This is a genomic window from Agrobacterium sp. 10MFCol1.1 (genome assembly GCF_000381165.1).
Classification (GTDB): Bacteria; Pseudomonadota; Alphaproteobacteria; order Rhizobiales; family Rhizobiaceae; genus Agrobacterium; species Agrobacterium tumefaciens.
The window spans coordinates 190,907-216,344 of the sequence record NZ_KB906073.1; the positions used below are offsets into that span (position 1 = coordinate 190,907).

25 protein-coding genes are annotated in these 25,438 nt (G+C 59.1%); 10 read left to right on the forward strand and 15 right to left on the reverse strand.

Annotated features, from left to right (window positions below; genetic code table 11):
• Positions 1–34: 34 nt before the first annotated feature.
• Both F617_RS0105580 and F617_RS28640 read right to left on the reverse strand, forming a co-directional pair.
• The gene (locus F617_RS0105580; protein WP_003510918.1) at positions 35–820 is read right to left on the reverse strand and encodes an SDR family NAD(P)-dependent oxidoreductase; all 786 of its coding nucleotides are present in this window, start codon (positions 818–820) and stop codon (positions 35–37) included.
• On the reverse strand, positions 817–1,200 hold the full coding sequence (locus F617_RS28640; RefSeq protein WP_019564682.1) for a hypothetical protein: 384 nt from the start codon (positions 1,198–1,200) through the stop codon (positions 817–819). The genes F617_RS0105580 and F617_RS28640 overlap by 4 nt, the downstream gene beginning before the upstream one ends.
• A gap of 96 nt (positions 1,201–1,296) precedes the next feature.
• Here F617_RS28640 and F617_RS0105590 point away from each other — a divergent pair, with 96 nt between their 5' ends.
• Positions 1,297–1,872 (forward strand): DNA-3-methyladenine glycosylase, encoded by a 576-nt coding sequence (locus F617_RS0105590; protein ID WP_019564683.1) that lies wholly within the window; start codon positions 1,297–1,299, stop codon positions 1,870–1,872.
• Positions 1,873–2,266: 394 nt separating this feature from the next.
• On the opposite strand, the gene F617_RS0105595 is transcribed toward F617_RS0105590, so the two are convergent.
• Together F617_RS0105595 and F617_RS0105600 are read right to left on the reverse strand one after the other, a co-directional pair.
• On the reverse strand, positions 2,267–2,464 hold the full coding sequence (locus F617_RS0105595; protein WP_003510923.1) for a hypothetical protein: 198 nt from the start codon (positions 2,462–2,464) through the stop codon (positions 2,267–2,269).
• 173 nt (positions 2,465–2,637) lie between these two features.
• A complete protein-coding gene (locus F617_RS0105600; RefSeq protein WP_003510924.1) occupies positions 2,638–3,651 on the reverse strand; it encodes a substrate-binding domain-containing protein in 1,014 nt (337 codons plus the stop codon).
• 268 nt (positions 3,652–3,919) lie between these two features.
• Between F617_RS0105600 and F617_RS0105605 the strand changes: the two genes are divergently transcribed.
• The 6 genes from F617_RS0105605 to F617_RS0105630 all read left to right on the forward strand — a co-directional run bounded on the left by F617_RS0105605 (position 3,920) and on the right by F617_RS0105630 (position 9,991).
• Complete coding sequence (locus F617_RS0105605; RefSeq protein WP_003510925.1) at positions 3,920–5,185, forward strand: ABC transporter substrate-binding protein; 1,266 nt, start codon at positions 3,920–3,922, stop codon at positions 5,183–5,185.
• Positions 5,186–5,249: 64 nt separating this feature from the next.
• Positions 5,250–6,224, forward strand: a complete 975-nt coding sequence (locus tag F617_RS0105610) for a carbohydrate ABC transporter permease (RefSeq protein WP_003510926.1) — start codon at positions 5,250–5,252, stop codon at positions 6,222–6,224.
• A complete protein-coding gene (locus F617_RS0105615; RefSeq protein WP_003510927.1) occupies positions 6,221–7,054 on the forward strand; it encodes a carbohydrate ABC transporter permease in 834 nt (277 codons plus the stop codon). Before F617_RS0105610 ends, F617_RS0105615 begins: the two co-directional genes overlap by 4 nt.
• A 10-nt stretch (positions 7,055–7,064) precedes the next feature.
• Entirely contained in the window at positions 7,065–8,093 is a 1,029-nt protein-coding gene (locus F617_RS0105620; RefSeq protein WP_013761592.1) for an ABC transporter ATP-binding protein, read from the forward strand.
• A gap of 56 nt (positions 8,094–8,149) precedes the next feature.
• On the forward strand, positions 8,150–8,935 hold the full coding sequence (locus F617_RS0105625; protein WP_019564685.1) for a ThuA domain-containing protein: 786 nt from the start codon (positions 8,150–8,152) through the stop codon (positions 8,933–8,935).
• Between the two features lie 6 nt (positions 8,936–8,941).
• Positions 8,942–9,991 (forward strand): Gfo/Idh/MocA family protein, encoded by a 1,050-nt coding sequence (locus F617_RS0105630; RefSeq protein WP_019564686.1) that lies wholly within the window; start codon positions 8,942–8,944, stop codon positions 9,989–9,991.
• Positions 9,992–10,093: 102 nt separating this feature from the next.
• Here F617_RS0105630 and queE read toward each other — a convergent pair whose 3' ends face one another.
• From queE to queC, 3 genes are read right to left on the reverse strand one after another with little or no spacing between them, the layout of a single operon-like run.
• On the reverse strand, positions 10,094–10,849 hold the full coding sequence (gene queE / locus F617_RS0105635) for a 7-carboxy-7-deazaguanine synthase QueE (RefSeq protein WP_019564687.1): 756 nt from the start codon (positions 10,847–10,849) through the stop codon (positions 10,094–10,096).
• On the reverse strand, positions 10,846–11,202 hold the full coding sequence (gene queD, locus F617_RS0105640; RefSeq protein WP_003510937.1) for a 6-carboxytetrahydropterin synthase QueD: 357 nt from the start codon (positions 11,200–11,202) through the stop codon (positions 10,846–10,848). The genes queE and queD overlap by 4 nt, the downstream gene beginning before the upstream one ends.
• Positions 11,202–11,912 carry a 7-cyano-7-deazaguanine synthase QueC gene (gene queC, locus F617_RS0105645; protein ID WP_003510940.1) on the reverse strand — a complete coding sequence of 237 codons (711 nt, stop codon included), beginning with the start codon at positions 11,910–11,912 and terminating at the stop codon, positions 11,202–11,204. Before queC ends, queD begins: the two co-directional genes overlap by 1 nt.
• 225 nt (positions 11,913–12,137) lie before the next feature.
• Here queC and F617_RS28645 point away from each other — a divergent pair, with 225 nt between their 5' ends.
• Positions 12,138–12,275: a hypothetical protein gene (locus tag F617_RS28645; protein WP_003510942.1), complete on the forward strand. Its 138-nt coding sequence runs from the start codon at positions 12,138–12,140 to the stop codon at positions 12,273–12,275.
• 250 nt (positions 12,276–12,525) lie between these two features.
• Here F617_RS28645 and F617_RS0105660 read toward each other — a convergent pair whose 3' ends face one another.
• From F617_RS0105660 to F617_RS0105685, 6 genes are all read right to left on the reverse strand, one after another.
• Positions 12,526–13,659, reverse strand: coding sequence for a Gfo/Idh/MocA family protein (locus F617_RS0105660; protein WP_003510945.1), 1,134 nt, complete (start codon positions 13,657–13,659; stop codon positions 12,526–12,528).
• 21 nt (positions 13,660–13,680) lie between these two features.
• Positions 13,681–14,445, reverse strand: coding sequence for a sugar phosphate isomerase/epimerase (locus F617_RS0105665; RefSeq protein ID WP_019564688.1), 765 nt, complete (start codon positions 14,443–14,445; stop codon positions 13,681–13,683).
• Between the two features lie 60 nt (positions 14,446–14,505).
• Complete coding sequence (locus F617_RS0105670; RefSeq protein WP_003510949.1) at positions 14,506–15,594, reverse strand: ABC transporter ATP-binding protein; 1,089 nt, start codon at positions 15,592–15,594, stop codon at positions 14,506–14,508.
• 5 nt (positions 15,595–15,599) lie between these two features.
• A complete protein-coding gene (locus F617_RS0105675; RefSeq protein WP_003510950.1) occupies positions 15,600–16,541 on the reverse strand; it encodes a carbohydrate ABC transporter permease in 942 nt (313 codons plus the stop codon).
• Positions 16,534–17,436 carry a carbohydrate ABC transporter permease gene (locus F617_RS0105680; protein ID WP_003510951.1) on the reverse strand — a complete coding sequence of 301 codons (903 nt, stop codon included), beginning with the start codon at positions 17,434–17,436 and terminating at the stop codon, positions 16,534–16,536. Before F617_RS0105680 ends, F617_RS0105675 begins: the two co-directional genes overlap by 8 nt.
• Positions 17,437–17,577: 141 nt before the next feature.
• Complete coding sequence (locus F617_RS0105685) at positions 17,578–18,810, reverse strand: ABC transporter substrate-binding protein (RefSeq protein ID WP_026330684.1); 1,233 nt, start codon at positions 18,808–18,810, stop codon at positions 17,578–17,580.
• Between the two features lie 324 nt (positions 18,811–19,134).
• Between F617_RS0105685 and F617_RS0105690 the strand changes: the two genes are divergently transcribed.
• A complete protein-coding gene (locus tag F617_RS0105690; RefSeq protein WP_245260760.1) occupies positions 19,135–19,833 on the forward strand; it encodes a CPBP family intramembrane glutamic endopeptidase in 699 nt (232 codons plus the stop codon).
• Positions 19,834–19,919: 86 nt separating this feature from the next.
• On the opposite strand, the gene F617_RS0105695 is transcribed toward F617_RS0105690, so the two are convergent.
• Complete coding sequence (locus F617_RS0105695; protein WP_019564691.1) at positions 19,920–21,350, reverse strand: mannose-1-phosphate guanylyltransferase/mannose-6-phosphate isomerase; 1,431 nt, start codon at positions 21,348–21,350, stop codon at positions 19,920–19,922.
• Between the two features lie 266 nt (positions 21,351–21,616).
• Positions 21,617–24,046, reverse strand: a complete 2,430-nt coding sequence (locus tag F617_RS0105700; protein WP_026330686.1) for a glucose/quinate/shikimate family membrane-bound PQQ-dependent dehydrogenase — start codon at positions 24,044–24,046, stop codon at positions 21,617–21,619.
• 327 nt (positions 24,047–24,373) lie between these two features.
• On the opposite strand from F617_RS0105700, the gene F617_RS0105710 reads away from it, so the two are divergent.
• Complete coding sequence (locus F617_RS0105710) at positions 24,374–25,348, forward strand: LysR family transcriptional regulator (RefSeq protein WP_026330687.1); 975 nt, start codon at positions 24,374–24,376, stop codon at positions 25,346–25,348.
• The last annotated feature ends 90 nt before the right edge of the window (positions 25,349–25,438 follow it).

Here is a 25,438-nt window from a genome sequence, read left to right on the forward strand (position 1 = left end):
ATCATACGCACACAAGCCTGTGATGGAACTGCCGCTACCGAAGAAGCCCCTGCCCGCCATCGATCCATACCGGCGTTCCGGTGATATGGCGCGACTGGTCCGATGCCAGAAAACCGATCAATGCAGCAACATCCTCGCTCGTCCCTGCAACCCCGCCGGTGACCGGAATGTCACCCGCCGGGAAACGGACTGGCACTTCGGTCCTGTCGCGCCCGCGTATGTCCGTATTTTCGTCAATCGCCGTTTCAATTTCGCCCGGACACACCGCGTTGACACGGATGCGATGACGCCCGAGCTCCAGCGCCAGTTGCTGGGCCATGGCAAGCTGCCCGGCCTTCGTCACCGAATAGGCGGTAGCGCCCGGCGAGTTGAAAGTGCGTGTGCCGTTGATGGAAGAGACGATGATGATGGAGCCGCCACCTGCCTCCTTCAGATGCGGCACACTGGCATGGATAGTGAGATAGGTGCCTCGCAGGTTGATGCGGATCGTATCGTCCCACTCCGAAGGCGTCAGCTCGTCAATCGGTGCCCAGACGCCGTTGACGCCCGCATTGGCCACCACGACATCCAGACGGCCGAAAGCATCCACAAGCTCTGCAACGGAGTGTCGCATCACTGCCTCCTCCGCCACATCGGCGACGAGGACCTTAGAAGCGCCGGATAAGGCGGAAATCTCATTTTTCACCGCCTGCAATTCAGATTCGGTACGGCCGAGAAGGCCTACGGAAAAGCCTTCCGCAGCCAGATGAAGGGCAGCAGCCCGGCCAATGCCGGAGCCAGCGCCGGTGACGAGGGCGACTTTACCAGTGGCCAAGGTCACAGCCCTCCTTTTCTAGACGCGATCGAGGTGACCGTTGCCGAGACGGGGTCGCTCGCCGGAAAACTGTCTTCCAGCCCCTCTTCCAGTTCCTCTTCAAGAATGTCACGATCCTTCGATGTGCGGGCGCTCGCCTGACCGTGCGGGACTTCATCCTGCGCCGTGCCGAGAGCGGAAAACTGCGACGGCGCATCGGCGCCTTGACGCGTTCCGAATGCCGTCAGCTGAACCATCACCGCGCTCGCGCGTTTGATGGCCTCCGCATCGTCGATGCCATCAAGACCGTCGGCAAGGCGGACCGAGACCTGATCGCCGTCGCTGCCAACAAATTCCACGGAAATCACTCCGTTATCCCGTTTTACATAGGTCGTAGAAAGTTGCATGACATGCCCTCCGATTTGAAAAAGCATCGGCGTAATCCGATGCGACAACACACTGAAACCTGAATTCACAACGATGGCAGAGCAGAAGGGTTCCAGATGGATCAGGCCTTGGGCCCGGAAATGCAGGAGCGCTTCTTTCAGCGCGATCCCGTTGACGTTGCCCGCGCCCTCATCGGCGTGGAATTCCGCGTTGGCAATACAGGCGGCATCATCGTGGAAACCGAAGCCTATCATCCTGATGATCCAGCATCCCATAGTTTCAATGGGCAGACCCCGCGCACCAAGGCGATGTTCGGCCCGGCCGGCCATCTCTATGTCTACCGGTCCTACGGCATTCACTGGTGCGCAAACTTCGTATGCGCTCCGGGCTCCGCCGTGCTTCTGCGCGCCATCGAACCCCTCACCGGCATAGACATGATGAAACTGCGGCGAGGAACTGACAAACTGAAACTGTTATGTTCCGGCCCCGGCAGGCTTTGTCAGGCCTTGGCCATTACCGGAGAAATGGACGGAGCACCGCTGGACCGCCCGCCGTTTTTCCTCCGTCTGCCAAAGGAGGCCGCTGCCGTTACCAGCGGCAGACGCATCGGCATAAGCCGCGCGCAGGACTATCCTTGGCGCTTCGGGCTTGAAGGCTCGGCCTTCCTCAGCAAGAAATTCGAACAGGCCTGAAACCTACAAGACCTTGGGCGGCCCGTCGTTTTCATCTGGATTGGGGGTTGGCGCCTCGTCCGGCAGCCTATCGGGCTCCGGCTCTTTGACCGGCGGTATATCCGGCTGTGGCGGCACCGGCATTGGCGGGTCTGGATAGGGTTCAACGGGAACAGTTGGCATTGCAGCTCCTGGATATAAGCGCTTCGTCCAATGCGGAATCGAAATGCGCTTTCATCTGCTGGGACGACGCGAGCGCGCGGCCCCTCCTGAGTCGGCGCAACACCCAATTCGCCCATCGGTCAATTGCCGGTCAGGTCCCTTCGGTTTCATTGCGCCGCCCTGCGGATTGTACAGGGCAAACGCAGGAAAACGCCGGTCAGTTCCGTTTTTTTTGGGAAGCTGTTGCGAGGGCTCAGGCGAAACCCAGCGAGCTGCGGGAAATATCGCGGTTTTCGCAATAGTCGCGGGAGTGGGCCTCATGGCCGTGTTCGCGAGCGGTGGAACGGGTCAGTTCCGGGCTGGGCACGTTGAGCAGCGCGTCGGCATAGGTGCCGGTTGCCTCCACGTCATCGATCACAGTCTGTTGTTGCGGCTTTAAAAATTCAAACATCGGTCACCTCCTTCAACACGTCCCCTCAACGCGCTGGCCCAGGTCCTGTTCCAAAAGGCCTGTGCAGCTTCGATTATACACGAGATGCCGCTGCCGTATAGGCGATGAAAGACGAACGGCAATCAATTGACGTTCACAAAATGGAATGGAATCAGTGAGCTATGGCGACGAGGTCAGGCTGGACCGACCGATTCCCGCAAGATCAGTTCGACCGGCCACAATTCCTGAACCTCGCGGACGGGACGGCCGCCGACGATCTGCAGAAGCAGGTCCGTAACCCGCATGCCAGCCATGCGCATGGGCGAGCGGGTGGTGGAAAGCGGCGGCATCATGCTTTCCGGAGTGAGGTAAGGAAACACGTCGTCATGGGCGATGACGGACACGTCCTTGCCGATCACCAGTCCCAGCTGGGTTGCCGCGCGATAGACGCCCTGCGCCGTCATCATTGCGCCAGCGACGAAGGCCGTCGGGCGCGGCGTCTGCTCCAGCAGCGAGCGGGCGAAACGGAAGGCGGCATCTTCGCTGAAATGCTCGCTCATCATGAGGCGCGGATCAGGCGTGATGCCATGGGTCGCGAGCGCATCACGAAAACCCTGTTCGCGGTCCTGCACAAAGGTACGGCCTGTCGGGCCGTTGATCATCGCGATGCGACGGTGGCCACGTTCCAGAAAATGGATTGTCGGACGATACGTCACATCATGATTGTCGATATCGAGCCAGGCGTGCTCGAACGCCGTCTTCGAGCGGCCATGCACGATGAAAGGCACGCCCAGCCGATTGAGCAGCGCGATGCGCTCGTCCTCCGGACGCGGCGAATGCACGATTATGCCATCCACCCGTCCGCTCGACGCCAGCCGGCTGAAAATCGCGAGCTCTTCCTCAATGTTATTGTCGACGGTGACGCTGACGAGAATGTCGGTCTCTTCGCCTTCCAGCCGCGTCGCCATGCCGCCCATGAATTCCGAAAAGAAATGCCCGCCGCCCGAACGGCCCATCACGACACCGATTGCGCCAGCCCTGCCTGTTGCCAGCCTGACCGCGTTGGCATTGGGACGGTAGCCGTATTTCAGCGCAGCATCCATCACCCGCTGGCGCGTCTCTTCACGCACCTCGGGATAGCCGCCAAGCGCACGGCTGACGGTGGTGGGCGACAGCCCGACCTTTTCTGCGAATTCCTTGAGCTTCATGTTTTCTGCCAATTTGCTCCTGCATGCGTCGCCGCCGCAGATTTTTCAAGCGGACAAAAATTGAAATCGCTTTCAATTTATTCCCACCTGAAATCTTACAGTTCGCCGTTTCGAAAGGCAAACCCTCCGTGGCAACATGCGAAGATGCCCAATTTCCAAGCCATAAGAAAGAGTATTGACAGATTTGTCGGCTTTTGCGAACTTCACACCAGTCAAAAGCGCTTTCAATTTTGAGGATGATTGGAAGCGTCAACGGAGGAGTTTGACAATGAATATTTCCATGAAGACTTTGTTGCTGTGTGGCAGCGTGCTGTCTGCGGCAGTTTCCGCGCAGGCGGCCGAACTTTCCATCGCCGCCAACTCGACCGGCAAGAACATTGCATTTTTCAAGGAGCGGATCGCCGCCTTCGAAAAAGAGACCGGCCACAAGGTCAATCTCGTCACCATGCCGTCATCGTCCAGTGAGCAGTTCAGCCAGTACAGGCTATGGCTTGCCGCGGGTAACAAGGATGTCGACGTCTACCAGACGGACGTGATCTGGGCGCCGCAGCTCTCCGACCAATTCGTGGATCTGACCGAAGCGACGAAGGATGTCATTGGCGATCATTTCCCCTCCATCGTGGCGTCGCAGACCGTGGACGGCAAGCTTGTCGCCATGCCGATGTTCACCGACGCGCCCGCTCTATTCTACCGCAAGGACCTTCTGGAAAAATACGGCAAGCAGCCGCCGAAAACCTGGAAGGAACTGGGCGAGACCGCCAAGGAAATTCAGGACAAGGAGCGCACAGCCGGGCAGAAAGACCTGTGGGGCTTTGTCTTCCAGGGCAGCGCCTATGAGGGCCTGACCTGCAACGCTCTGGAATGGATTGCGTCCGCCGGTGGCGGCCATATCGTTGAGACCAACGGCGACATCTCCATCAACAACGAGAAAGCCGCAGCCGCGATTGAAGCCGCCAAGGGCTGGGTCGGCACCATCGCGCCGCAGGGCGTCCTTGCCTACAAGGAAGAGGAAGCACGCGGCGTCTGGCAGACCGGCAATTCCGTCTTCATGCGCAACTGGCCCTATGCCTATGCGCTTGGAAACGGTGCCGACAGCGCCATCAAGGGCAAATTCGGCGTCACGCCGTTGCCGGCCGGTGAAGAGGGTGCGGCACCCGCCTCAACGCTCGGCGGCTGGAACCTCGCCGTTTCGAAATATTCCGACGATCAGGAAGCTGCCATCCAACTTGTGAAGTTCCTCGCATCAAAGGATACCCAGAAGATGCGTGCGATCCAGCTTTCCAACATGCCCACGATCGCCTCGCTTTACGACGACAAGGATGTCGCGGACGCACAGCCTTTCATGCCGACATGGAAGCCGATTTTCCAGACCGCCGTTCCACGCCCCTCTGCCTCGGCGAAGGTGAAATACAACGAGGTTTCGGCCAAATTCTGGGGTGCCGTGCACAACACGCTCTCCGGCAACGGCACGGCGGCGGAAAACCTTGAGCTCCTTGAAGTCGAATTGACCGATCTCAAAGGCAACGGCTGGTAATCCGGCCCGTGTGGGAAGCGGTCTCGCCTGAGCGTTTCCCACACCCCAACTGCGAGATATCCCAATGAACGATACCGCCCTTCAAAGACCGGCCGCGGCATCCGGCACCGGCTCCGATCTTCAGTCGGAACGCCTGAAATCCGCATGGCTGTTCCTAGCCCCCACGTTTCTGGTACTTGCGATGGTGGCCGGCTGGCCGCTGGTGCGCACCGTCTGGTTCAGCCTCACCGACGCGTCGCTGACCAATCTCGACGGCGCACAATTCGTTGGCTTCAAGAACTACCTCACCTGGATCACGCTCAGCAGCGGCCGCACCATCTATCGCGGCCTGTTGGCTGATCCCGCCTGGTGGGGCGCGGTTCTGAACACGCTGAAATTCACCATCCTTTCGGTCAGCTTCGAAACCGTTCTCGGCCTTATCGTTGCGCTGGTGCTGAACGCGGAATTCAAGGGACGCGGCCTCGTGCGCGCCGCCATCCTCGTTCCATGGGCCATTCCCACCATCGTTTCGGCGCAGATGTGGGCGTGGATGCTGAACGACCAGTTCGGTATCTTGAACGACCTGTTCCTCAATCTCGGGCTGATCTCCCACAAGATCGCATGGACCGCCAATCCGGACACCGCAATGGTCGCCGTTCTTATTGTCGATATCTGGAAGACGACGCCCTTCATGGCGTTGCTCATTCTCGCCGGCCTGCAAATGGTGCCGAAAGACATGTATGAGGCGGCGAAGGTGGACGGTATCCACCCCGTCAAGGTGTTCTTCCGCGTCACCCTGCCAATGATCCGGCCAGCGCTCATGGTTGCCGTCATCTTCCGTATGCTGGATGCGATGCGCGTCTTCGACCTCATCTACATTCTGACGCCGAATAACGCCCAGACCCGCACGATGTCGGTGCTGGCGCGTGAGAACCTGTTCGATTTCGACAAGTTCGCCTATGGCGCAGCCGCTTCCACCATGCTGTTCCTCATCATCGCCTCGATAACAGTCGTTTATATGTGGCTCGGGCGCGTCAACACAGATGGAGCTTCGCGATGACCCTGCCAAGCATCCTGAAAACCACCGCCTTTTATGCGCTGGTCGCCGTCATCATGGTGATTTCGGTATTCCCGTTCTATTACGCGATACTGACCAGCCTGAAATCCGGCTCAGCGCTGTTCCAGGTGAATTACTGGCCGCGTGAATTCTCGCTGACCAATTACAACTTCGTCATCGGCAACGGCACGTTCCTGCGCAATCTCGGCAATTCGCTGTTCGTTGCATCTTCAGTCGTCGTACTGTCGCTGTTCCTTGCGGTAACGGCGTCCTATGCCCTGGCCCGTGTCCGTTTCCGGGGCCGCTCGCTGCTTCTGCTCACCATCCTCTCGGTCTCGATGTTTCCACAGATCGCCGTTCTCGCCGGCCTGTTCGAACTCATCCGCTGGGCTGGCATCTTCAACACGCCGCTCGCGCTGATCTTTTCCTACATGATCTTCACTCTGCCCTTCACTGTCTGGGTGCTGACGACATTCATGCGCGACCTGCCGATCGAAATCGAGGAAGCGGCAATCGTCGATGGCGCAACGCCATGGGTCATCATCACCCAGGTCTTCATGCCGCTGATGTGGCCGGCGCTCGTCACCACAGGGCTCCTCGCCTTCATTGCGGCGTGGAACGAGTTCCTCTTCGCGCTCACCTTCACCTCATCGAACGAACAGCGCACGGTGCCCGTCGCCATCGCACTTCTTTCGGGCGGTTCGCAGTTTGAAATCCCCTGGGGAACGATCATGGCGGCCTCCGTCATCGTCACCGCCCCGCTCGTCGTCCTCGTTCTTATCTTCCAGCGACGCATCATTTCCGGCCTCACCGCCGGCGGCGTCAAAGGCTAGGAGAAAACTTATGACCACCATTCAACTGCGCAATCTTCGCAAATCCTTCGGCGCCTTCGATGTCATCAAGGGCATCGACATGGACATCCGCTCCGGCGAGTTCATGGTTTTCGTCGGCCCTTCCGGTTGCGGCAAGTCCACGCTGCTACGCCTCATCTGCGGGCTCGAGGAAATCACTGGCGGCACGCTCTCCTTTGACGGAGAAGCCGTCAACCGCCTGCCACCCGCCAAGCGTGGCGTCGCCATGGTCTTCCAGTCCTATGCGCTTTATCCGCATATGACCGTATTCGAAAACATGGCCTTCGGCATGAAACTCTCAGGCGCCGACAAGGAGCAGCGCCGCAAGCGTGTAGAGGCGGCAGCGGAAATGCTGCAGCTCACGCCCTATCTGGAACGTCTGCCGAAGCAGCTTTCCGGCGGCCAGCGCCAGCGTGTCGCCATCGGCCGTGCCATCGTGCGTGATCCGAAGGTGTTCCTGTTCGACGAACCGCTCTCCAACCTCGATGCGGCGCTGCGCGTCGCAACCCGTCTCGAAATCGCCAAGCTGCACCGGGAGATGCATGACACGACGATGATCTACGTCACCCATGATCAGGTGGAAGCCATGACGCTCGCCGACCGCATCTGCGTTCTGCGCGATGGCCGCGTCGAACAGATCGGCACGCCGCTCGAGCTTTACGAAAGCCCGGTCAACACCTTCGTTGCCGGCTTCATCGGCTCGCCGAAGATGAACTTCCTTGCCGGCAAATATGCGGAAGTCGAAGGTGCCGCGACCATCGGCATCCGCCCCGAACACCTTGCGATCGGTGCCGGTGAGACCGGCTGGAACGGTGAAATCATCCATTCGGAAATGCTGGGATCGGACAGCTACATCTATGTCGAGATTGGTGCTGGCGAACCCATCGTCGTTCGAGAGGAAGGCGTGACCGACCGCAAGCCGGGAGAAAAAATCGTTCTCGTGCCGGATGCGGCGCAGATCCACCGCTTCGACGCGCAGGGCCAGGCCCTTGCCCGCAATCCCGTGCGCGGCGCCGCCTGAACAGTTAACTTTCGCCGGATCACCCAAGCTTCCGGCTTTCACCAAGGAGCAAGAAAATGACCATCAACACCGTTGTATGGGGCGAAAATATCCACGAACACATCAACGAGACGGTGCGTTCGCTCTACCCTGATGGTATGCACAACACCATTGCCGATGCGCTAAATACCAACGCTGAGATCAGCGCCACCACCGCCACGCTTCAGGAACCGGAACACGGCCTTTCGCAGGAGCGTCTGGACAAGACCGACGTTCTGGTCTGGTGGGGCCACAAGGACCACGGTGCGGTTCAGGATGAAATCGTCGAGCGCGTTGCCAAGCGTGTCTGGGAAGGCATGGGCCTCATCGTCCTGCATTCCGGCCACTTCTCCAAGCCTTTCAAGCGACTGATGGGTACGCCCTGCGCGCTTAAATGGCGTGAGGCGGGCGAACGCGAACGCCTGTGGACGATCAATCCGCGCCACCCGATCGCAGCCGGCCTGCCCGAGCATTTCGAGCTGGAAAACGAAGAGATGTATGGCGAGCAGTTCTCCGTGCCGGAGCCTCTGGAAACCGTCTTCATCTCCTGGTTCCAAGGCGGCGAAGTCTTTCGTTCAGGCCTCACCTGGCGCCGTGGCGCAGGCAACATCTTCTATTTCCGCCCCGGTCACGAGACTTATCCGACCTATCACGACGCCAATGTACAGAAGGTCATCAGCAATTCGGTGAAATGGGCCTATAATCCGGTCGGCGCGCTGAAAAGCATTCATGACGCCCCCAACGTTCCCGTCGACAAGGCGCTGGAGCCTATCGAAGAACGCGGCCCCAAGCTGCACAAGGCAGGCGAAGCAGGTTACAGGTAAACAGCCATGAGACTTCTCATTCTCGGAACCGGCGGCATGGCCAACAACCATGCCACATATTTCTCGCAAATCCCCGGCGTCGAACTGGTGGCTGCGGTGGATGTGGACGATGTGGTGGTGCGGGGCTTTGCGCTTCGCCACAACATTCCACTCTCCTTTACCTCGCTGGATGACGCGATTGCCTGGGGCGAGTTCGATGCGGCGGCAAACGTCACACCGGATGCCATCCACCACCCGACCAGCCTCAAGCTTCTGGCGGCGGGCAAACATGTTTTCTGCGAAAAGCCGCTGGCGGAAAACTACGCCAAGGCCGCCGAAATGGCCGATGCCGCGGAAAAAGCGGGCCTCGTCGCCATGGTCAACCTCACCTATCGCAATGTCGCCCCCTTGCAGGCAGCACGCGAAATGGTGCTGGCCGGCAAGATCGGCAAGGTGCGCCATCTGGAAGCCTCCTATCTCCAGAGCTGGCTCGTTTCCAAGGCTTGGGGCGACTGGATGACGGAGAGCAAGTGGCTGTGGCGGCTTTCCACCAAGCACGGCTCAAACGGTGTTCTGGGTGATGTCGGCATCCACATTCTCGACTTCGCCTCCTATGGCGCGGGCAGCGATGTGGAGCGGATCTTCACGCGCCTGAAGACCTTCGACAAGTATGAAGGCAACAAGATCGGCGCCTACGATCTCGACGCCAATGACAGCTTCACCATGACCGCCGAGTTGGAAAACGGCGCCATGGGCGTCATTCACGCCAGCCGCTGGGCAACGGGCCATCTCAACGAACTGCGCCTGCGCATCCACGGCGACAAGGGTGCGCTGGAGGTGATTCACACACCTGACTATTCCAGCCTGCGGGCCTGCATCGGCGACGATGTGGAAAAGGCGATCTGGAAGACAATCGATGTCGACCCAGTTCCGACGAATTACGAAAAATTCGCCAAGGCCGTCATGGAAGGTGGCATTGCTGACCCGGACTTCCGCCACGCCGCGAATTTGCAGAAGGTGCTTGATCTCTCGATCATCGCCGACCGCGAACGGCGGGAGCTGGCCGTCTCTCCTTGAATTGCAAGGGCGCGGCGGCGTAAGCCGCCGCTTCCAATACTGCAGCGTGTACCGTTATCTCCCGTCACCCCGAATCTAGCGATGCATGACGGAGGTACTACCTCAAACGCCTCGCCTATTCCCCCACAAGAGCACATGCAGCTGCGGCAGCACCCGGGCGGAAAACCAACGGTCTTCGCTGACCTTGTCCACCAGCCACAACATGCGATCCATGATCCCATCGATATCCACACGCGCGTTGTCGTCATCAGGCGGCGGCGGGGTGTGGTTGCCGGGCTGGAGGTAAATCGGCAAATGCGGGAAACGGGCTGATGCAGCCTTGGCATAAGCATAGTCCGCATCGTCAAACACCACGATCTTCAGCGCCACCTGCGGTCCATCGCCGGCGGCGGCAAGACAGTCTTCAAAGGCCCACCAGTCGGTTTCCATGCCGCTCGATGGTGGCTTCGGGCTCAGCACCAGATGATCGAGATCGCCAAACCAGTCTTTTGCGATGCTGCCCTGCGTTTCCAGCGCGAACCTATAGCCCTCGCCCTGCCCCTTCGCGATTAGTTGCCCAAGGGGCTGTATGGCGGGATTGCCGCCCGAAAGCGACACCGTCAGCGGCACACCGCCGGAAAGCCGTCGCACCTCCTGCCAGATCGCCTCGACGGACATCGGTTTCCATGTGTCGCGATACTCGCTGTCGACGGCATGCAGCGTATCGCACCAGGAGCAGCGGTAATCGCAGCCGCCAGTGCGAACGAAAACGGTAGGCAGACCAATCAGCAAACCCTCGCCCTGAATGGTCGGGCCGAAGATTTCGCTGATGCGGATCGCTGTTTCCTTCGCTGCAACTTTCTGTGCAGCCGCCGTCATGGCCGGTATTCCGCCCAGGTCTTGGCGGTTTCGCTCACTCGCACGGCGCTGGTTTCCGGCAGGCTCGTCTTGCACCAATCGTAAAAGTGCTTCGCCAGACATTCTGCTGTCACCCGGTCATGGCCGAGAACGTCGTTCAGGTGGCGATGATCGAAGTGATCGTCGATGTAGCGCTTCAGCGGCGCGAGTTCGTGGTAATCACGCACGAAACCGTGCTCGTTCAGCTCTTCGCCTGATAGTTCGACCTCAACGATGTAATTATGCCCGTGCAGGCGGGCGCACTGATGGTCGGCGGGCAGGCTTTTCAGTTGGTGAGAGGCGGAGAAATGGAACTCCTTGGTGATGCGAAACATCAACGCACCTCCTGTGCCGCATAAGCATGGGTGGCCGCCACCCAGAAATCCGGGTCCTCATAGTCCGTCGGATCGGTAACACCTGCCAGATGGAAGGCCTCGCGCCGCTCCACGCAGGTGCCGCAACGGCCACAATGGCGAGAGCCGCCCTTGTAACAGGACCAGGTTTCGCCAAATGGGGTGCCGTATTTCACCGCGTCAGTCACAATCGCCGCTTTGGAGACGGTGACATAGGGCGCAAACAAGGTGACGTCTGCGTAGCCTTCCAGCGCATGCGCCTGCATGGCATTAAAGCTGTCGATGAAGCCCGGCCGGCAATCGGGATAGATGAAATGGTCGCCGCCATGCACGGCGATCGCCACCGCATCCGCCTGCTGGGCGGCGGCAAGGCCGAAGGCGATGGTCAGCATGATGGCGTTGCGGTTCGGCACCACCGTGGAGCGCATGGTCTCTTCCGCATAATGTCCGTCCGGCACGTCGATATCGTCCGTCAGCGCGGAACCGGTGAGGTGCGCGCCGATGGTTGTGATGTCTATGAGATGATGCGGCACGCCGAGACGTTTTGCGCAGTCGGCTGCGAAATCCAGCTCCTTCTTGTGGCGCTGGCCGTAATCGAAGGAGACAAGAGCGAGAAGTTCATGTTCCGCCGCGATTTTGTGCGCAAGCGAAACGGAGTCCAATCCGCCGGAGCAGATGACGATGGTTTTCATACGTTGGGATCCCTTGTTTTGACCGGGTGGGCTGCGACCGGATTACGGGGGCGGCTTTAAACCAAAGCGAAGCGATTGTGAAGGGCTTTGCGGAAATAGCGGAAATTCCGCGCAATCCACGAAATTGCCCCGCCGCAGCAACAAGACGAAACAATCGCGACATAAGCGGGAAACCGGCTTGATCTAGAACGGACTGAACGTTGCAGTTCTTGAAGGATGTTGCCGATGGCGGCCGGTTCTATGTTCCTCTTTTCGCTAAGCGATCTCAGCTCCATCGGCTCCGGCATTTTGATGGCGTTGGCAGGCACGCTTTATGTCACCCTTACCATTCGTGGGCTGATGGCCACCGTGCGTCATGGATAAGGCACTCGGCAACAGACGCCCAGGGCTCAGGCGCAATCTTGCAGTCTTACTTTTCATAGCCTCCGCGACGCTCGTCGCCACGATAGGGATCGCCCCGTTCGTTTTCCTGATCTGGATGGTCACGACCGTCGCACGATGGCTTGGTTTTTTCATTGGCTTTTGAGACACGAAGCCCGCCATGATGCGGCGGAGCGGAAGGAGCCCGGCAAAACGGCAGTGCGCCGGGCTCTTTTTTTTCGATAAACCGGGCTCAGCGCAGCAGCGCCTGCGCCTCCTCGATGCCGAGTGCTGCCGGCTGCGTGCAGGTTGTGGTCATCTCGATGAAGCGGCCTTCTTCCCCGGATTTGAGGATGGAGGTCATCACGTCGATACCGTGCAGGGAGCGATCCAGCGAGCAGCGGGCATCGCGGCCTTCAAGGATAGCAATCGCCATATCGGCCAGGCCTGCCGTGCGATAATTGGCGCGCGGGCCATTCGGGCTTTCCTGGTTGGCAATGCCGAAGGGATGCGCCCAGTCTTCCAGCGGCTGAATATTTTTGTCGCGTCCGCTCGCCTCCACCACACCGCCGAAGAAGTTGGGGTCCGGCACGTAGATCGATCCTTCCGTGCCGTAAAGTTCCATATTGGCGTGTCGATGCGACCACACATCCCAGCTGGCCGAAAGTGTGATCGTTGCTCCGTTCACGAATTCCAGAAGCGCATGGATGTTGGTAGGCGTTTCTACCGGGATGATCTCGCCGTTCAGCGGCTGGCTGGTCACCGTTCGGGTGGGGTTGGCCATTGATGTCAGTGCGCCAACGCGCTTGACCGGGCCGATGAGGTTGATGAGGTTCGCCACATAATAGGGGCCAAGATCAAGGATTGGCCCGCCCCCCTTCAGGAAGAAGAAGCCCGGATTGGGGTGCCACATCTCCATGCCGGGGCTCATCACATGGCAGGTGCCGGAGGTGATGCGCCCGACCTTGCCCTCGTCGATATATTGCCGGGCAAGCTGATGCGCGCCGCCAAGGAAAGTATCAGGCGCGCAGCCAACGGAAAGGTTCTTCTCGCGAGCGATGCGCCGCAACTCCTCGCCTTCCTCCAGCGAAAGCACCAGCGGCTTTTCCGAATAGACGTGTTTACCCGCCTCGAGTGCCGCTTTCGACACGGGAAAATGCGCGGCGGGAATGGTGAGGTTCACCACCACGTCGATGTCCTTGTTGGCGAGGAGTTCCTCGATCGACTGCGCCGTGACACCAAATTCTTCTGCCCTCAGTTCCGCCGCATTGCGGTTAAGGTCGGCGCAGGCCAGCACCTTGATGCCCTTGAAGAGCGGTGCCAGCGAAAAGTAAGCAGACGAGATGTTGCCGCACCCGATGATGCCGACGCCCAGTTCCCTTTGCATGATGAAACTCCGGATTGATGCTCAATAGGTTTTGAAAGATGCGATGGAGCGAGTGATCAGCCGATCGATATCCTTGGGATTGTCGTGTTCGACCACGAAATGTTTCGTGGCGGATTTTGCCCTCAGAGCTGCCACGAGGGCCTTCCAGTCCACCGTGCCGTGGCCGACATCCGCCCAGCCGTCCTCATCCGTATTTTCGCCTGATGGTGCGATGTCCTTCACATGCACGGCGGTGATGCGCTTGCCGTAGCTTTCGATCCAGGCGAGCGGATCGGCATTGCCTCTGATAATCCAGGCAATATCCGCTTCCCACTTCAGGTCCGGTCCGCCGGCAAAAATCTGCTCCTGCGGGGTGGAGCCGTCCGGGAGCACCTTGAACTCGAAATCGTGGTTGTGCCAGCCGAAGGTCAGCCCGGCATCCACGAATGGCTTACCCGCTTCCTGCAGGCGCTTGCCGAAGGCGAACCAACCAGCCGCGTCCGCCGGGCGCTGGTCGGGCATCAGGTAAGGGCAATAAATCGCTTCCACGCCCAGAACCTTGGCGACGTTCAGAGCCTTTTTCGGATCACCCTCGAGAAGGTCGAGGCCGAAATGGCCGGTCGGCATGGCAAGACCATTGGCATCGAGTTCGGAGCGAAGGCTGTTCAACCCAGCGTCATCAAGCGAGGCGTACATGGCGCCGTAACCTTCGACCTGTTTGTAACCAGCCGCCGAAAGCTTCTTCAAAATATTGGAAAACGGTTGGAAATTGCGGGCGCTGTAAAGCTGGAAACCGAGTTCTGTCATTATCTCCTCCATAGAGATGTGGGTGCTTGGGATGGTGTTGGGGGTAAAACGGGGCCCTTCCTAAAGCCGCTCTTCGCTCTGTGCGTCGAACAGCGAGGCCATGGTGAGGTCTAGGCCGAGGCGAACCCGGGTGCCCGGCGCAAACCGCCTGTGGCCGCCAACGCGCACGGACAAGGTATGACCGGCATGTTTGAGCCAGATCAGATTGTCGGCGCCCATCGGCTCCTCGATGTCAACGATCGCCTCATGCACCTCGCCGCTGACGATGTCGGCATCGACGCGCACATGTTCGGGACGCACACCGAGAACCACGGCACGACCGGCGACAAGCGGCGCCTCCGGCTGATAACCATCCAGTGAGAAGGTTACGCCGTTGGTGGTGAAGACCACCTTGCCGTCCTTCTCGATCAATTCGCCACGCAGGAAATTCATCGAGGGCGAACCGATGAAGCCCGCGACGAAGAGGTTCCTTGGCTTGTTGTAGATGGTGACGGGATCGGCAAGCTGCTGGATGACGCCGCTTTTCATGATGGCGATACGATCAGCCAGTGTCAGCGCCTCGATCTGATCGTGTGTCACGTAGATCATGGTGTTTTTAAGCGCCTGGTGCAGCCGTTTGATCTCGACGCGCAGTTCCGAGCGCAGCTTGGCATCGAGGTTGGAAAGCGGTTCATCGAAGAGGAACACATCCACATCGCGCACCAGCGCCCGGCCGATCGCCACGCGCTGGCGCTGGCCGCCGGAAAGCTCGGCGGGCTTGCGCTTCAGGAGTGGTTCGATCTGCAATATGCCCGCCGCCCTTTTTACGCGCCGGTCGATTTCCTCTTTCGGAACCTTGGCGACCTGAAGGCCGAAGGAGAGATTTTTCTCCACCGTCATCTGCGGATAAAGCGCATAGGACTGGAACACCATGCCGATGCCACGATCCTTCGGCTCCTCCCAGGTAACGTTGCGGTCCTTGATGAAGATTTGCCCGTCGGTTGGCTCCAGAAGGCCCGCAATGCAATTGAGAAGTGTCGACTTGCCGCAGCCGGAAGAGCCGAGCAGCACGAGGAACTCGCCGTCGTAAATATCGAGATTGAGGTCTTTCAGGACGGTAACGGCACCGAAGGACAGGGAAAGATCGCGAATGGAAACGCTTTTGTTCATATAACTCAACCTTTTACTGCGCCTGCGGCGATGCCACGGACGAAAAGCCTGCCGGAGACGAAATAAACGATCAAAGGCACGGCCCCGGTGAGAAGGGTTGCAGCCATGTTGACGTTGTATTCCTTCACGCCCTGCACGGAGTTGACGATATTATTGAGCTGCACCGTCATCGGGTAATATTCCGGCCGCGTGAACACGACACCGAACAGGAAGTCGTTCCAGATGCCGGTGACCTGCAGGATCATCGCCACGACGAAGATCGGCAGCGACATGGGCAGCATGATGCGAAAATAGATCTGCCAGAAATTGGCGCCATCAATACGTGCCGCCTTGAACAATTCCTCCGGCAGCGACGCAAAATAGTTGCGGAAGAGTAGCGTCAGGATCGGCATGCCGAAAATCGTGTGCACGATCACGAGGCCGGTCAGCGTGCCATAAATGCCCAATTCGCGCAGCACGATGACGATCGGGTAGATCATCACCTGATAGGGGATGAAGGCGCCGATGATGAGGATCGAGAAGAACAGTTCCGAACCCTTGAACTTCCAGTTCGCGATGGCGTAACCGCTGACGGAAGCCACGATGATCGAGATCACGACCGACGGTATGAGGATGCGTACCGAGTTCCAGAAGCCGCGTGAAAGCCCGTCGCAGTTCAGCCCGGTGCAGGCATTCGCCCAGGCTTTCACCCAGGGTTCGAAGGTGATTTCCACCGGTGGCGCGAAAATGTTGCCGAGCCGTATTTCCGGCATGCCCTTTAGAGAGGTGACGACCATCACGTAAAGCGGCAGCAGGTAATAGGCGGCAGCGACAAACAGCGTGCCATAGAGAATGATGTTGCGGCGGGAAAACGTTTTTTTCGGCTTCTTGCCGCGGGGACCGGAAAGGTCCGTGGCAACCGCATCGGTTGCGGCGGCGACCGTGTTCAATGTGCTGATATTAGCCACGCTTCTTGCCTCCGAATTCGAGGTACGCCCATGGAATGACGATAATGGCGACGGTCAGAAGCATCATGGTCGAGGCGGCAAAGCCCTGCCCCAGGTTCTGCGCCTGGAACATGTAGTCATAGACATATTTCGCCGGCACTTCGGATGCGATGCCCGGTCCGCCACTGGTCTGCGCCACCACCAGATCGTACACCTTGACGATGCCGCTCGCGATAATGACGAGCGTGGTGATGAAGACCGGCCGCATCATGGGAATGATGATGAGGATATAGGTCTTCCACATCGGAATGCCGTCGACGCGCGTCGCCTTCCAGATATCCTCGTCTATGCCGCGAAGACCGGCCAGCATCAGGCACATGACGAGCCCCGTGCCCTGCCAGAGCGCAGCAATCAGGATGCCGTAGATAACGATCTCGGAATTATAAAGCGGGTCGAAGGTGAAGCTTTCCCACCCCATCGAGCGGACCACGGACTGAATGCCGAATTCCGGGTTCAACAGCCATTGCCAGACAAGGCCGGTTACGATGAACGACAGAGCAAAGGGATAAAGGAAGATGGTGCGGAAGGTGTTCTCGAAACGGATCTTCTGATCCATCAGCGCCGCCAGCACGAAGCCGATCACCAGACTGAAGATCAGCGACAGAATGCCGTAGATCGCCAGATTCTGGATAGAAATGATCCAGCGCGGCGCGGCCCACAACCGCTCATACTGGTCGAAACCGATGAAGCTTGCACGTGGCAGAAGCTTGGAATTGGTGAATGAATAAATCACCGTCCAGACCGTTCCGCCGAGAAAAATCACGACTGCGGTCAATATCATGGGAATGGAAGCAATCTTCGAATTGAGATTGCGGAAAAGCTGGTTGGGGCGGCCGGAGCGCGCTAGACCCGCCATGGATGACCCTCCTGTAACGTTGCCGTTGATAGCCAGGCAAGGTCTCAAAGACCTTGCCCCAATCCTCCGGGCTTGCGCGTTTACGCATCCCGCAGGGAGCTTGCGGCGGATGAATGCCACCCGCCGCACAAGAGGTTGCGGTTAGTCAGCGGAACCGATGATGCCGGCGAAGCGCTTCTGTGCATCTTCTGCAGTCATCGCGCTGGCAAAAAACTCTGCCATCAGGTCTTCTTTCTGCTTCTGCGTGTCAGCAGAAATCAGCTGGTCTGTGCTGGTCAGCGCATTGCCCTTGGCCAGAATTTCCAGACCCTTCTTCATGCAGTCATTGGCCGCATTGAGGTCGACGTCGCCACGGATCGGCAGCGAGCCTTTCTTAAGGTTGAAAGCCACCTGCGTTTTAGGATCGACGATGGTTGCGGCCAGAACGTCCTGCGCCTTGGATTTTGCTTCATCCTTCAGCAGCGGGAAATAAAAGGCGTCGCCGCCGGTGGTGAGATAGTCGTTAAGGCCGAGACCCGGCAGGCAAGTGTAGTCCGTACCCGCCTTCTGGTTGGCAAGCTGGAACTCGCCCTGCGCCCAGTCGCCCATGATCTGGCCGCCGGCCTTGCCTGTTATGACCATGTTGGTGGCCTGGTTCCAGTCCTGAACATTGGTGCCCTTGGCCATGTCGCGGGCCTCGACGGCGGCCGCAAAAATCTTGGCCATGTCGGGACCGGCCGCTGCTTCGGCATCCTTGTCACCATAGACCTTCTGATAAAGATCCTTGCCGCCGATCGAAAGCGTCAACGTGTCGAACAGGCCATTGGCCTGCCATGCCTGACCGCCGAGCGCGAGCGGCTGGATGCCGGCTTTTTTCAGTGCCGGTGCTGCGGCAGCAAATTCAGTCCAGTTCTTGGGAACTTCGACGCCCGCTTTCTTGAACGCTTCGTTGGAAAGCCACAGCCATTGCCAGGAATGGATGTTGACCGGCGCGCAATAGATCTTGCCGTCGATGGTGCAGCTGTCGAGCAGGCTTGCCGGCTTTATGACGTCTTTCCACTTGCCCTTTTCGGCAACGTCGGTCAGGTCGCGCATCAGGCCGGCCTGCACCAGCTCTTCCGCCTGTCTGCCATGGTTGAACTGGGTGGCACCCATCGGGTCGCCGCCGGTGATACGGCTGATCATGATCGGACGGGCGGTGCCGCCCGAACCGGCAATAGCGCCGTCCACCCACTTGTTGCCGGTGGCATCAAAAGCCTTGGCAAGTTCGGCAACGGCAGCGGCTTCACCGCCCGATGTCCACCAATGGGTAACTTCAAGATCGGTAGCCCCAGCGACACCCGCCGGAATCATAACACTGGCCAAAAAGGCCGCAGAAATAAAGCGCATTCGCATGAGTCTCCTCCCTCACTGAAACGTTGCAGTTGGAACGTAAGCGAAGATTTTTGATTAGGCAACCGCCTAAAAAATGAATCTCGCCGCAGCTCGCCGCGCTGTTTCGAGCAGATACAAACGTGCCGAACGGCTAGATTTTGTTGAGAAAGAAGATTGGGAAATTGGAAGGATGCCGAATGGCACGACAAAGACTGCGCACCGGTAATCTGCAGGCAACGTAATAGTCTTCCGACTTTGGCGTCGGTTCCTGCGCACAGAGTGCCAAGCCCGCATGGACGGGCAAACATAAGGTGAGCGATGGTGAAACGTTGGCACATTCTTTTGATGATCGGTCTGGCGGGCGTGTTATCGCTTTTGCTCGCACCGTTCGAACGACTGGCGTCGGGACAGGATCTTTCCTTCACGATACGGGTTGTGATGCTCGTCCAGCCGGCAGTCCTGATCATTGGTGCGGTGGCGACGGGTCAAGCGCTCGCCGGCAAACTCGGGCTCGGCACTCCGCTGATCGATGCCTGGCTGAAAGGAACCGGGTTCGGGCCAGTCTTGCGCAGGCAAGCCCCTTCAGCTTTGCTGACGGGTCTTATCGTCGGCCTGTTGATGATCGCTTATTCGTCTGTGATCCTGCCTGCCTTCACCGATACGGCAACCATGGAAAAAATGGCGGCGTTTGAAGTCCCACTTGTCACCCGGCTTCTCTATGGCGGCATAACGGAGGAGCTGCTGACCCGATGGGGCTTGATGGCATTATTCGCATGGGCGCTCTGGCGAGTAGTGGGCAAGGGGCAAGTCCAGCCGGTCATGCTGTGGACTGCCATTGTCATCGCAGCGGCCCTTTTTGCCGTGGGCCACCTGCCCTTTCTGTTTGCCATTACCGTTCATCCGCAACCATTGCTGATTGTCACTGTCATGCTCGGCAATTTTATCCCCGGACTGATGTTCGGGTGGCTGTTCTGGCGTCGCGGGCTGGAAGCAGCGATGCTTTCCCACGCTTTCGCCCACTGCGTGAATGCAACTGTCTCCTGATCCGTCGAGCCGACAGATAAGTCAGGAATTTATCATCCCGGCCTCGCCGGCCGGGATAAAATGCCGCTTCTGTGAGGGCAGCAGTCCTAATGCCTCTTATAATCATCCTCGATGCGGATGACGTCGTCTTCGCCAAGATAGGCGCCGGTCTGGATTTCGACCAACTCAAGCGGAATCTGCCCCTCATTGGCAAGCCGGTGCGGTTGACCAATCGGGATATAGACGGACTGGTTTTCCGTCAGCAGCCGGGTTTCGTCGCCAATCGTTACGGTTGCCGTGCCCTTGACGATGATCCAGTGCTCCGAGCGGTGATAGTGTTTCTGGAACGAGATGCGGTGGCCAGGATCAACCGTGATGTGGCCCACGCGGTAGCGCTCGTCCACATACATATGTTCGATGTAACCCCATGGACGATACACTCGCCTGTGTGCTTGCGTCCGCGGCGCGTGTTCGCCATCCTTCAGTGTCTCCACCAGGCCCTTCACGTCCTGCACCCGGTTTTTCGGCACCACCAGAACCGCATCCTTGGTAGCCACCACCACCAGATCCTTTGCCCCCACCACGGTCGTCAGCAATTGCGTGGAATGGATCAGGCAGCCCTCGGAATCGATGAAGACGCCGTCGCCCTCGAGCGCATTGTCGTTGCCATGCTTGTCGGCGATTTCCCAGATCGCGTCCCAGCTGCCGATATCCGACCAGCGGAAATGGCCATGCACCACCGCCATGCGCTTGGTCTTCTCGATCACCGCATAGTCGATGGAGTTTTTCGGCGAGGCCTCGAAGCTCGCCTGATGCAGGCGCACGAAGCCAAGGTCGCTTTCATATTTTTCGACCGACTGCGTTACTGCCGCAAGAATTTCCGGCGCGAATGCCTTGAGTTCGGCAATCATCACGTCCGAACGAAACAGGAAGTTGCCGGAGTTCCAGAGATAACCCTTCTCCAGATAGGAGATTGCCGTCTTCACATCCGGTTTTTCCACGAATGCCTCGACGATGCTCAAGTCAGCCTCACCATCAATTGCTTCACCAGGCTTGATGTAGCCGTAGGAGGTGCGCGGCTCGGTTGGCACCAGACCGAAAACGACGATATTGCCCTGATCGGCGGCCTTGGCGCCAAGCCTCACGGACTCTGAAAATTTGTCGGCATCCAGCACCACATGGTCGGCGGCGAGCGCCAGCACCAGGCATCCCGGCTCCCGGCGCTCGGCCAGCACGGCGGCAGCGGCCATGGCGGCGGCACTATCGCGGCGGGCGGGTTCGAGAACCACCGTCGCCGGAAGATCGATCTCCTCAGCCTGGCGGCGGGCGAAGAAGCGGAAATCCTCGTTGGTGATCACCAGCGGCTCGGCATAAAGCGCCTTGTCGGCCACGCGCGTCAGTGTCTGCTGATAGGTCGAAAGATTGCCGACCAGCGGCTGGAACTGCTTGGGCAACTGATCGCGCGATACCGGCCAAAGCCGTGATCCCGCCCCACCAGCAAGAAGAACCGGCGTGATCTTTCGAGATTGTTCCGTCACAATAAAAACCTTTCCAACTTTAAAAGACTTCCGGCGGGCCGGACAATATACATATTTACCAATGCTGCCATCATCGATTCACGGGCGGATAAGCGCAAGCTCATAAGTTCGCCTTGTGAAAGCTTGGTGAATGTCGGACCCGTTTTGCTAACGCAACGCACAGGGTGAGGTTCCGCGCAAAGGCGATCAGTCGCTTTGACAGGCCGCAAAGAAAAACCCGGGCGAATAGCCCGGGTTTCCGTTTTCAGAGCTATGACCTGTCAGGATCAGTTCGGCAGCGCGTAAGCGATCACGTAGTCGCCACGGTCAGGAGACTGACGTGCACCGCCGGCCGAGATGACGACATATTGCTTGCCTGTCTTCGGAGACTTGTAGCTCATCGGGCCGCCCTGGCTGCCGACAGGAAGGCGGGCCTTCCAGACTTCCTTGCCGGTCGCCGTATCGAAGGCGCGCAGATAATAATCCTGGGTGCCGGCGATGAAGACGAGACCGCCCTGGGTGGCAAGCGTTCCGCCAAGCGTGGGCATGCCGATCGGGATCGGCAGACCCATCTTGATGCCAAGCGGACCGGTATCCTCAACGGTGCCGACAGGAACCTGCCACTTGATCTGCTGCGTCTTCATGTCGATCGCAGTCATCGAGCCATAGGGCGGAGCCTGGCAGGGAATGCCGAGAGCAGACAGGAAACGGTTCTTGTTCACCGCATAGGGCGTACCCTTCATGGGAACGACGCCCATGCCGGTATTGACGCTTTCGCCGCCGCTTGCCGTTGCCTTGGTGGGAGCGGCTTCCTTCATCTCAATCCACAGGCCGAGGCGCATATCGTTGATGAAGATTGTGTTGGTCGTCGGGTCAGTCGAGATGCCGCCCCAGTTCATGCCGCCGAGCGAGCCCGGGAAGGCGAGGGAGAGGTCCGTGCCTGGCGCCGTATAGAGGCCTTCATAACGCATGCCCTTGAAAGCGATACGGCACAGAAGCTGATCGAAAGGGGTGGCACCCCACATATCGGCTTCCGTCAGCGTCTGCGCGCCGATTTGCGGCATGCCCACCGAACGCGGCTGCGTTGGTGCATATGGCTCGTTCGGAATGTTGCCGGCCTTGACCGGAACGTCTTCCACCTTGGTCAGCGGCTGGCCAGTCGCCCGGTCCAGCACATAGATCTGACCGGCCTTGGTGCCGAAGACCAGAGCCGGAACGGTCGTTCCGTCAGCCTTCGGGAAATCGATGAAGCTCGGCTGCATCGGCACGTCGAAGTCCCATAGGTCGTTATGAACCGTCTGGTAGACCCACTTTTCGCGGCCGGTCGTGGCATCGAGCGCCAGCATGGAAGCGCCGTATTTATGATCGAGCGGTGTGCGCGTCGCGCCATAAAGATCGACCGAGGGGCTGCCCACCGGCATGAAGACCGTGTTCAGCTCCGGATCGTAGGACATGGATGCCCAGACGTTCGGCGTGGAACGGGTGTAGGTCTGGCCCTCGGGCGGCAGTTTGGTGATTTCAGGGTTGCCGGGATCGAAAGCCCAGCGAAGCTCACCCGTCACCACGTCGAAACCGCGCATCACGCCGCCAGGCATATCCACCTGTACGTTGTCAGCGATACGTCCGCCGACCACGACGGTGGTGCCGGCCAGTGTGGGGGCCGATGTCAGCACATATTGCGGGTCCGGCGCATCACCAAGACCGATCTTCAGATCGACGCGGCCATTGGTGCCGAAATCCGGGCAAAACGCGCCGGTGTCGGCGTCGAGCGCGATGAGTTCCGCGTTGATGGTGTTCATGAGAATGCGGCGCTGGCAAAGCGCGCCGTCGGCTACGATCGCCGGGGTGACAGGCGTTGCGCCCGGAGCGGTCGGCTGCTTCAGCGGCGCCTTGGCATCGAAATAGGCTAGACCACGGCAACGCATCCAGACGGTGGATTTGGCGTTGATTTCGGTCTTCCACTTCTGCGCGCCGGTATCGGCGTCGAGCGCGATGACATTGTTGTGCGGTGTGCACACAAACACGGTGTCGCCGACCTGAAGCGGCGTTTCCTGATCTTCCGCACCGTTCGCGCCGGGGCTGATCGGGATGTCGCCGGTCCGATAGGTCCATGCCACCTCAAGGTTCTTGACGTTATCGCGGTTGATTTCGTCAAGCGCAACAAAGCGGCTGCCGCCCGCCGTATTGCCGTAATGTTCCCAGTTCTTCTGCTCATTTTCCGGCGTTACCGGCGTCAGTGCAGCAACCTCACCCTTGAAGGCGACGGTCGGATGCGGCACGAACATGCCGGCAAAACCGGCAGCGGACGCAATGGCCAGAACGCCAGCAAGGGCAAAGGACGCGCCGTAAGCAGGCGTCTTGCCAGCCGCGCGCCGCAGCAGCGGATAGGAGAGCGCAACCACCGTGGCGCCCACGCCCAACGCCAGCAGGCGGGAGATGAGCGGCCAGAAGTGCAGTCCGGCTTCCCACACTGCCCAAACACCGCTAACGATGAAGACAAGGCCGAACAGGAGCGCGCCGGCAGGCTTGCGCAGCAGAATAAGCAAGCCGGAGACGATCAGCGCGATACCCGCAAAGACGAAATAGAGGCTGCCGCCGAGTGTTGCGAGCTGCCCGCCGCCAATGGCGAAGAACAGTCCCGCAGCGACAATGACAGCGCCGAGCACGAAGAGCCATAATCTGGCTGCAAGCGACGTTGAGGTTGCTGGTTTACTCATGAAATTAAATATCCGGTTAGGAGAGCCGCCGCGAAGGCTGACGCCCGATGATCTTTCAATGCCCGGCCCAGGCCAGACAGTCCGCCGCACTTACGGCTGAGCGAAGATGCGCTGAAGGCGACGAGGCGAAATGGGGAACAATGGTGCGGGAGACTTCCGTGGTGACTGTCATTTTGACCCATTCACTGCAGTTTATCGCCGGCCCCAATGGACGGCGGACAATGTGCTCGAACAAATCCTCCCAAGTTCGTATCGCAGAGGCCCGCATGCGGGCACTGGGCGACCGAAACCTCGGTGCGGTATAACGTCGCCTGCGACAAGATGACAATGCGCAAGACGGGCATTTTTGATAAGCTGCGCTTATACCATATCAACACCTACAACACAAAGACCTCTCCGCCGATGGATATTCGCCAGCTCGCCATTTTCGTGGAAGCCGCAAGGGCCAAAAATTTCCGCGCGGCCGCTTTGCAGCTGGGCATCGCCCAACCGGCCGTAACGCAGCGTATCCGGCAACTGGAAGAGAATCTGGGCTTCAAGCTTTTCCTCCGTGTCAACCGCGGTGTGGAACTTACGCCGGCTGGGCAGTCGATGCTGCTCGATGCGGAGGAAATTCTTGCCCGCACCAAGGGGGCGCTGGAAAAGGCACACCAGATCAGGCGCGGCCAGCTCGGCACGCTGCGCATCGGCTTCGGCACCAGCGTAATGGCGGAACGAAAATTGCCGGCGCTGATCACCCGCTATGGCAACGACCACAGGGAGGTGACGCTTGAACTCCTGCCCGGCATGACGATGGAACAATTGATCGAGCAGGTGGCGACGCGCAAGACAGACGTCGCTTTCATTCGCGCACCCCTGCCCCAATTGCCGCAGAGCTTGCGGGCCATGCCCTTCGACCGCTCCAAACTGTGCGTCGCCCTGCCGGAGCGCCATCCGCTCGCCTCCCGCCCCAGAGTTTCGGTTGGCGATATCGTGCAGGAAAAACTGCTGCTACCGGTGGACGAGATCGGCCTGGGGCTCAGCAGCAGCGCGCTTTCCCTTTTCGAGGATGCAGGCTGTGAGCCGGAAATCGGCATGCGCATCGCCAACGTCAACACCATCCTTGCCCTCGTGGAAGCTGGCGCGGGAATTTCCATTCTGCCGGAAAGCACCGTGCGCTCCACAAGGGGCATCACAGGTGTGCCGCTCGAAAGCGCCGATGCCTGGTCAGATAGCGTGCTGGTCGTCAGACGCGGTCCGCTTGCCCTCCACGTGGAGGCCTTCGTGAATATAGTACGGCAGGCCTACCAGTCCCACCTATAATGCCGACAATACGCACTTAATCGATTGAATCGGCCACAAATTTCGCCACGGCTAAATTTGCTGCACTGAACAACATTCAACGCTTGGCAC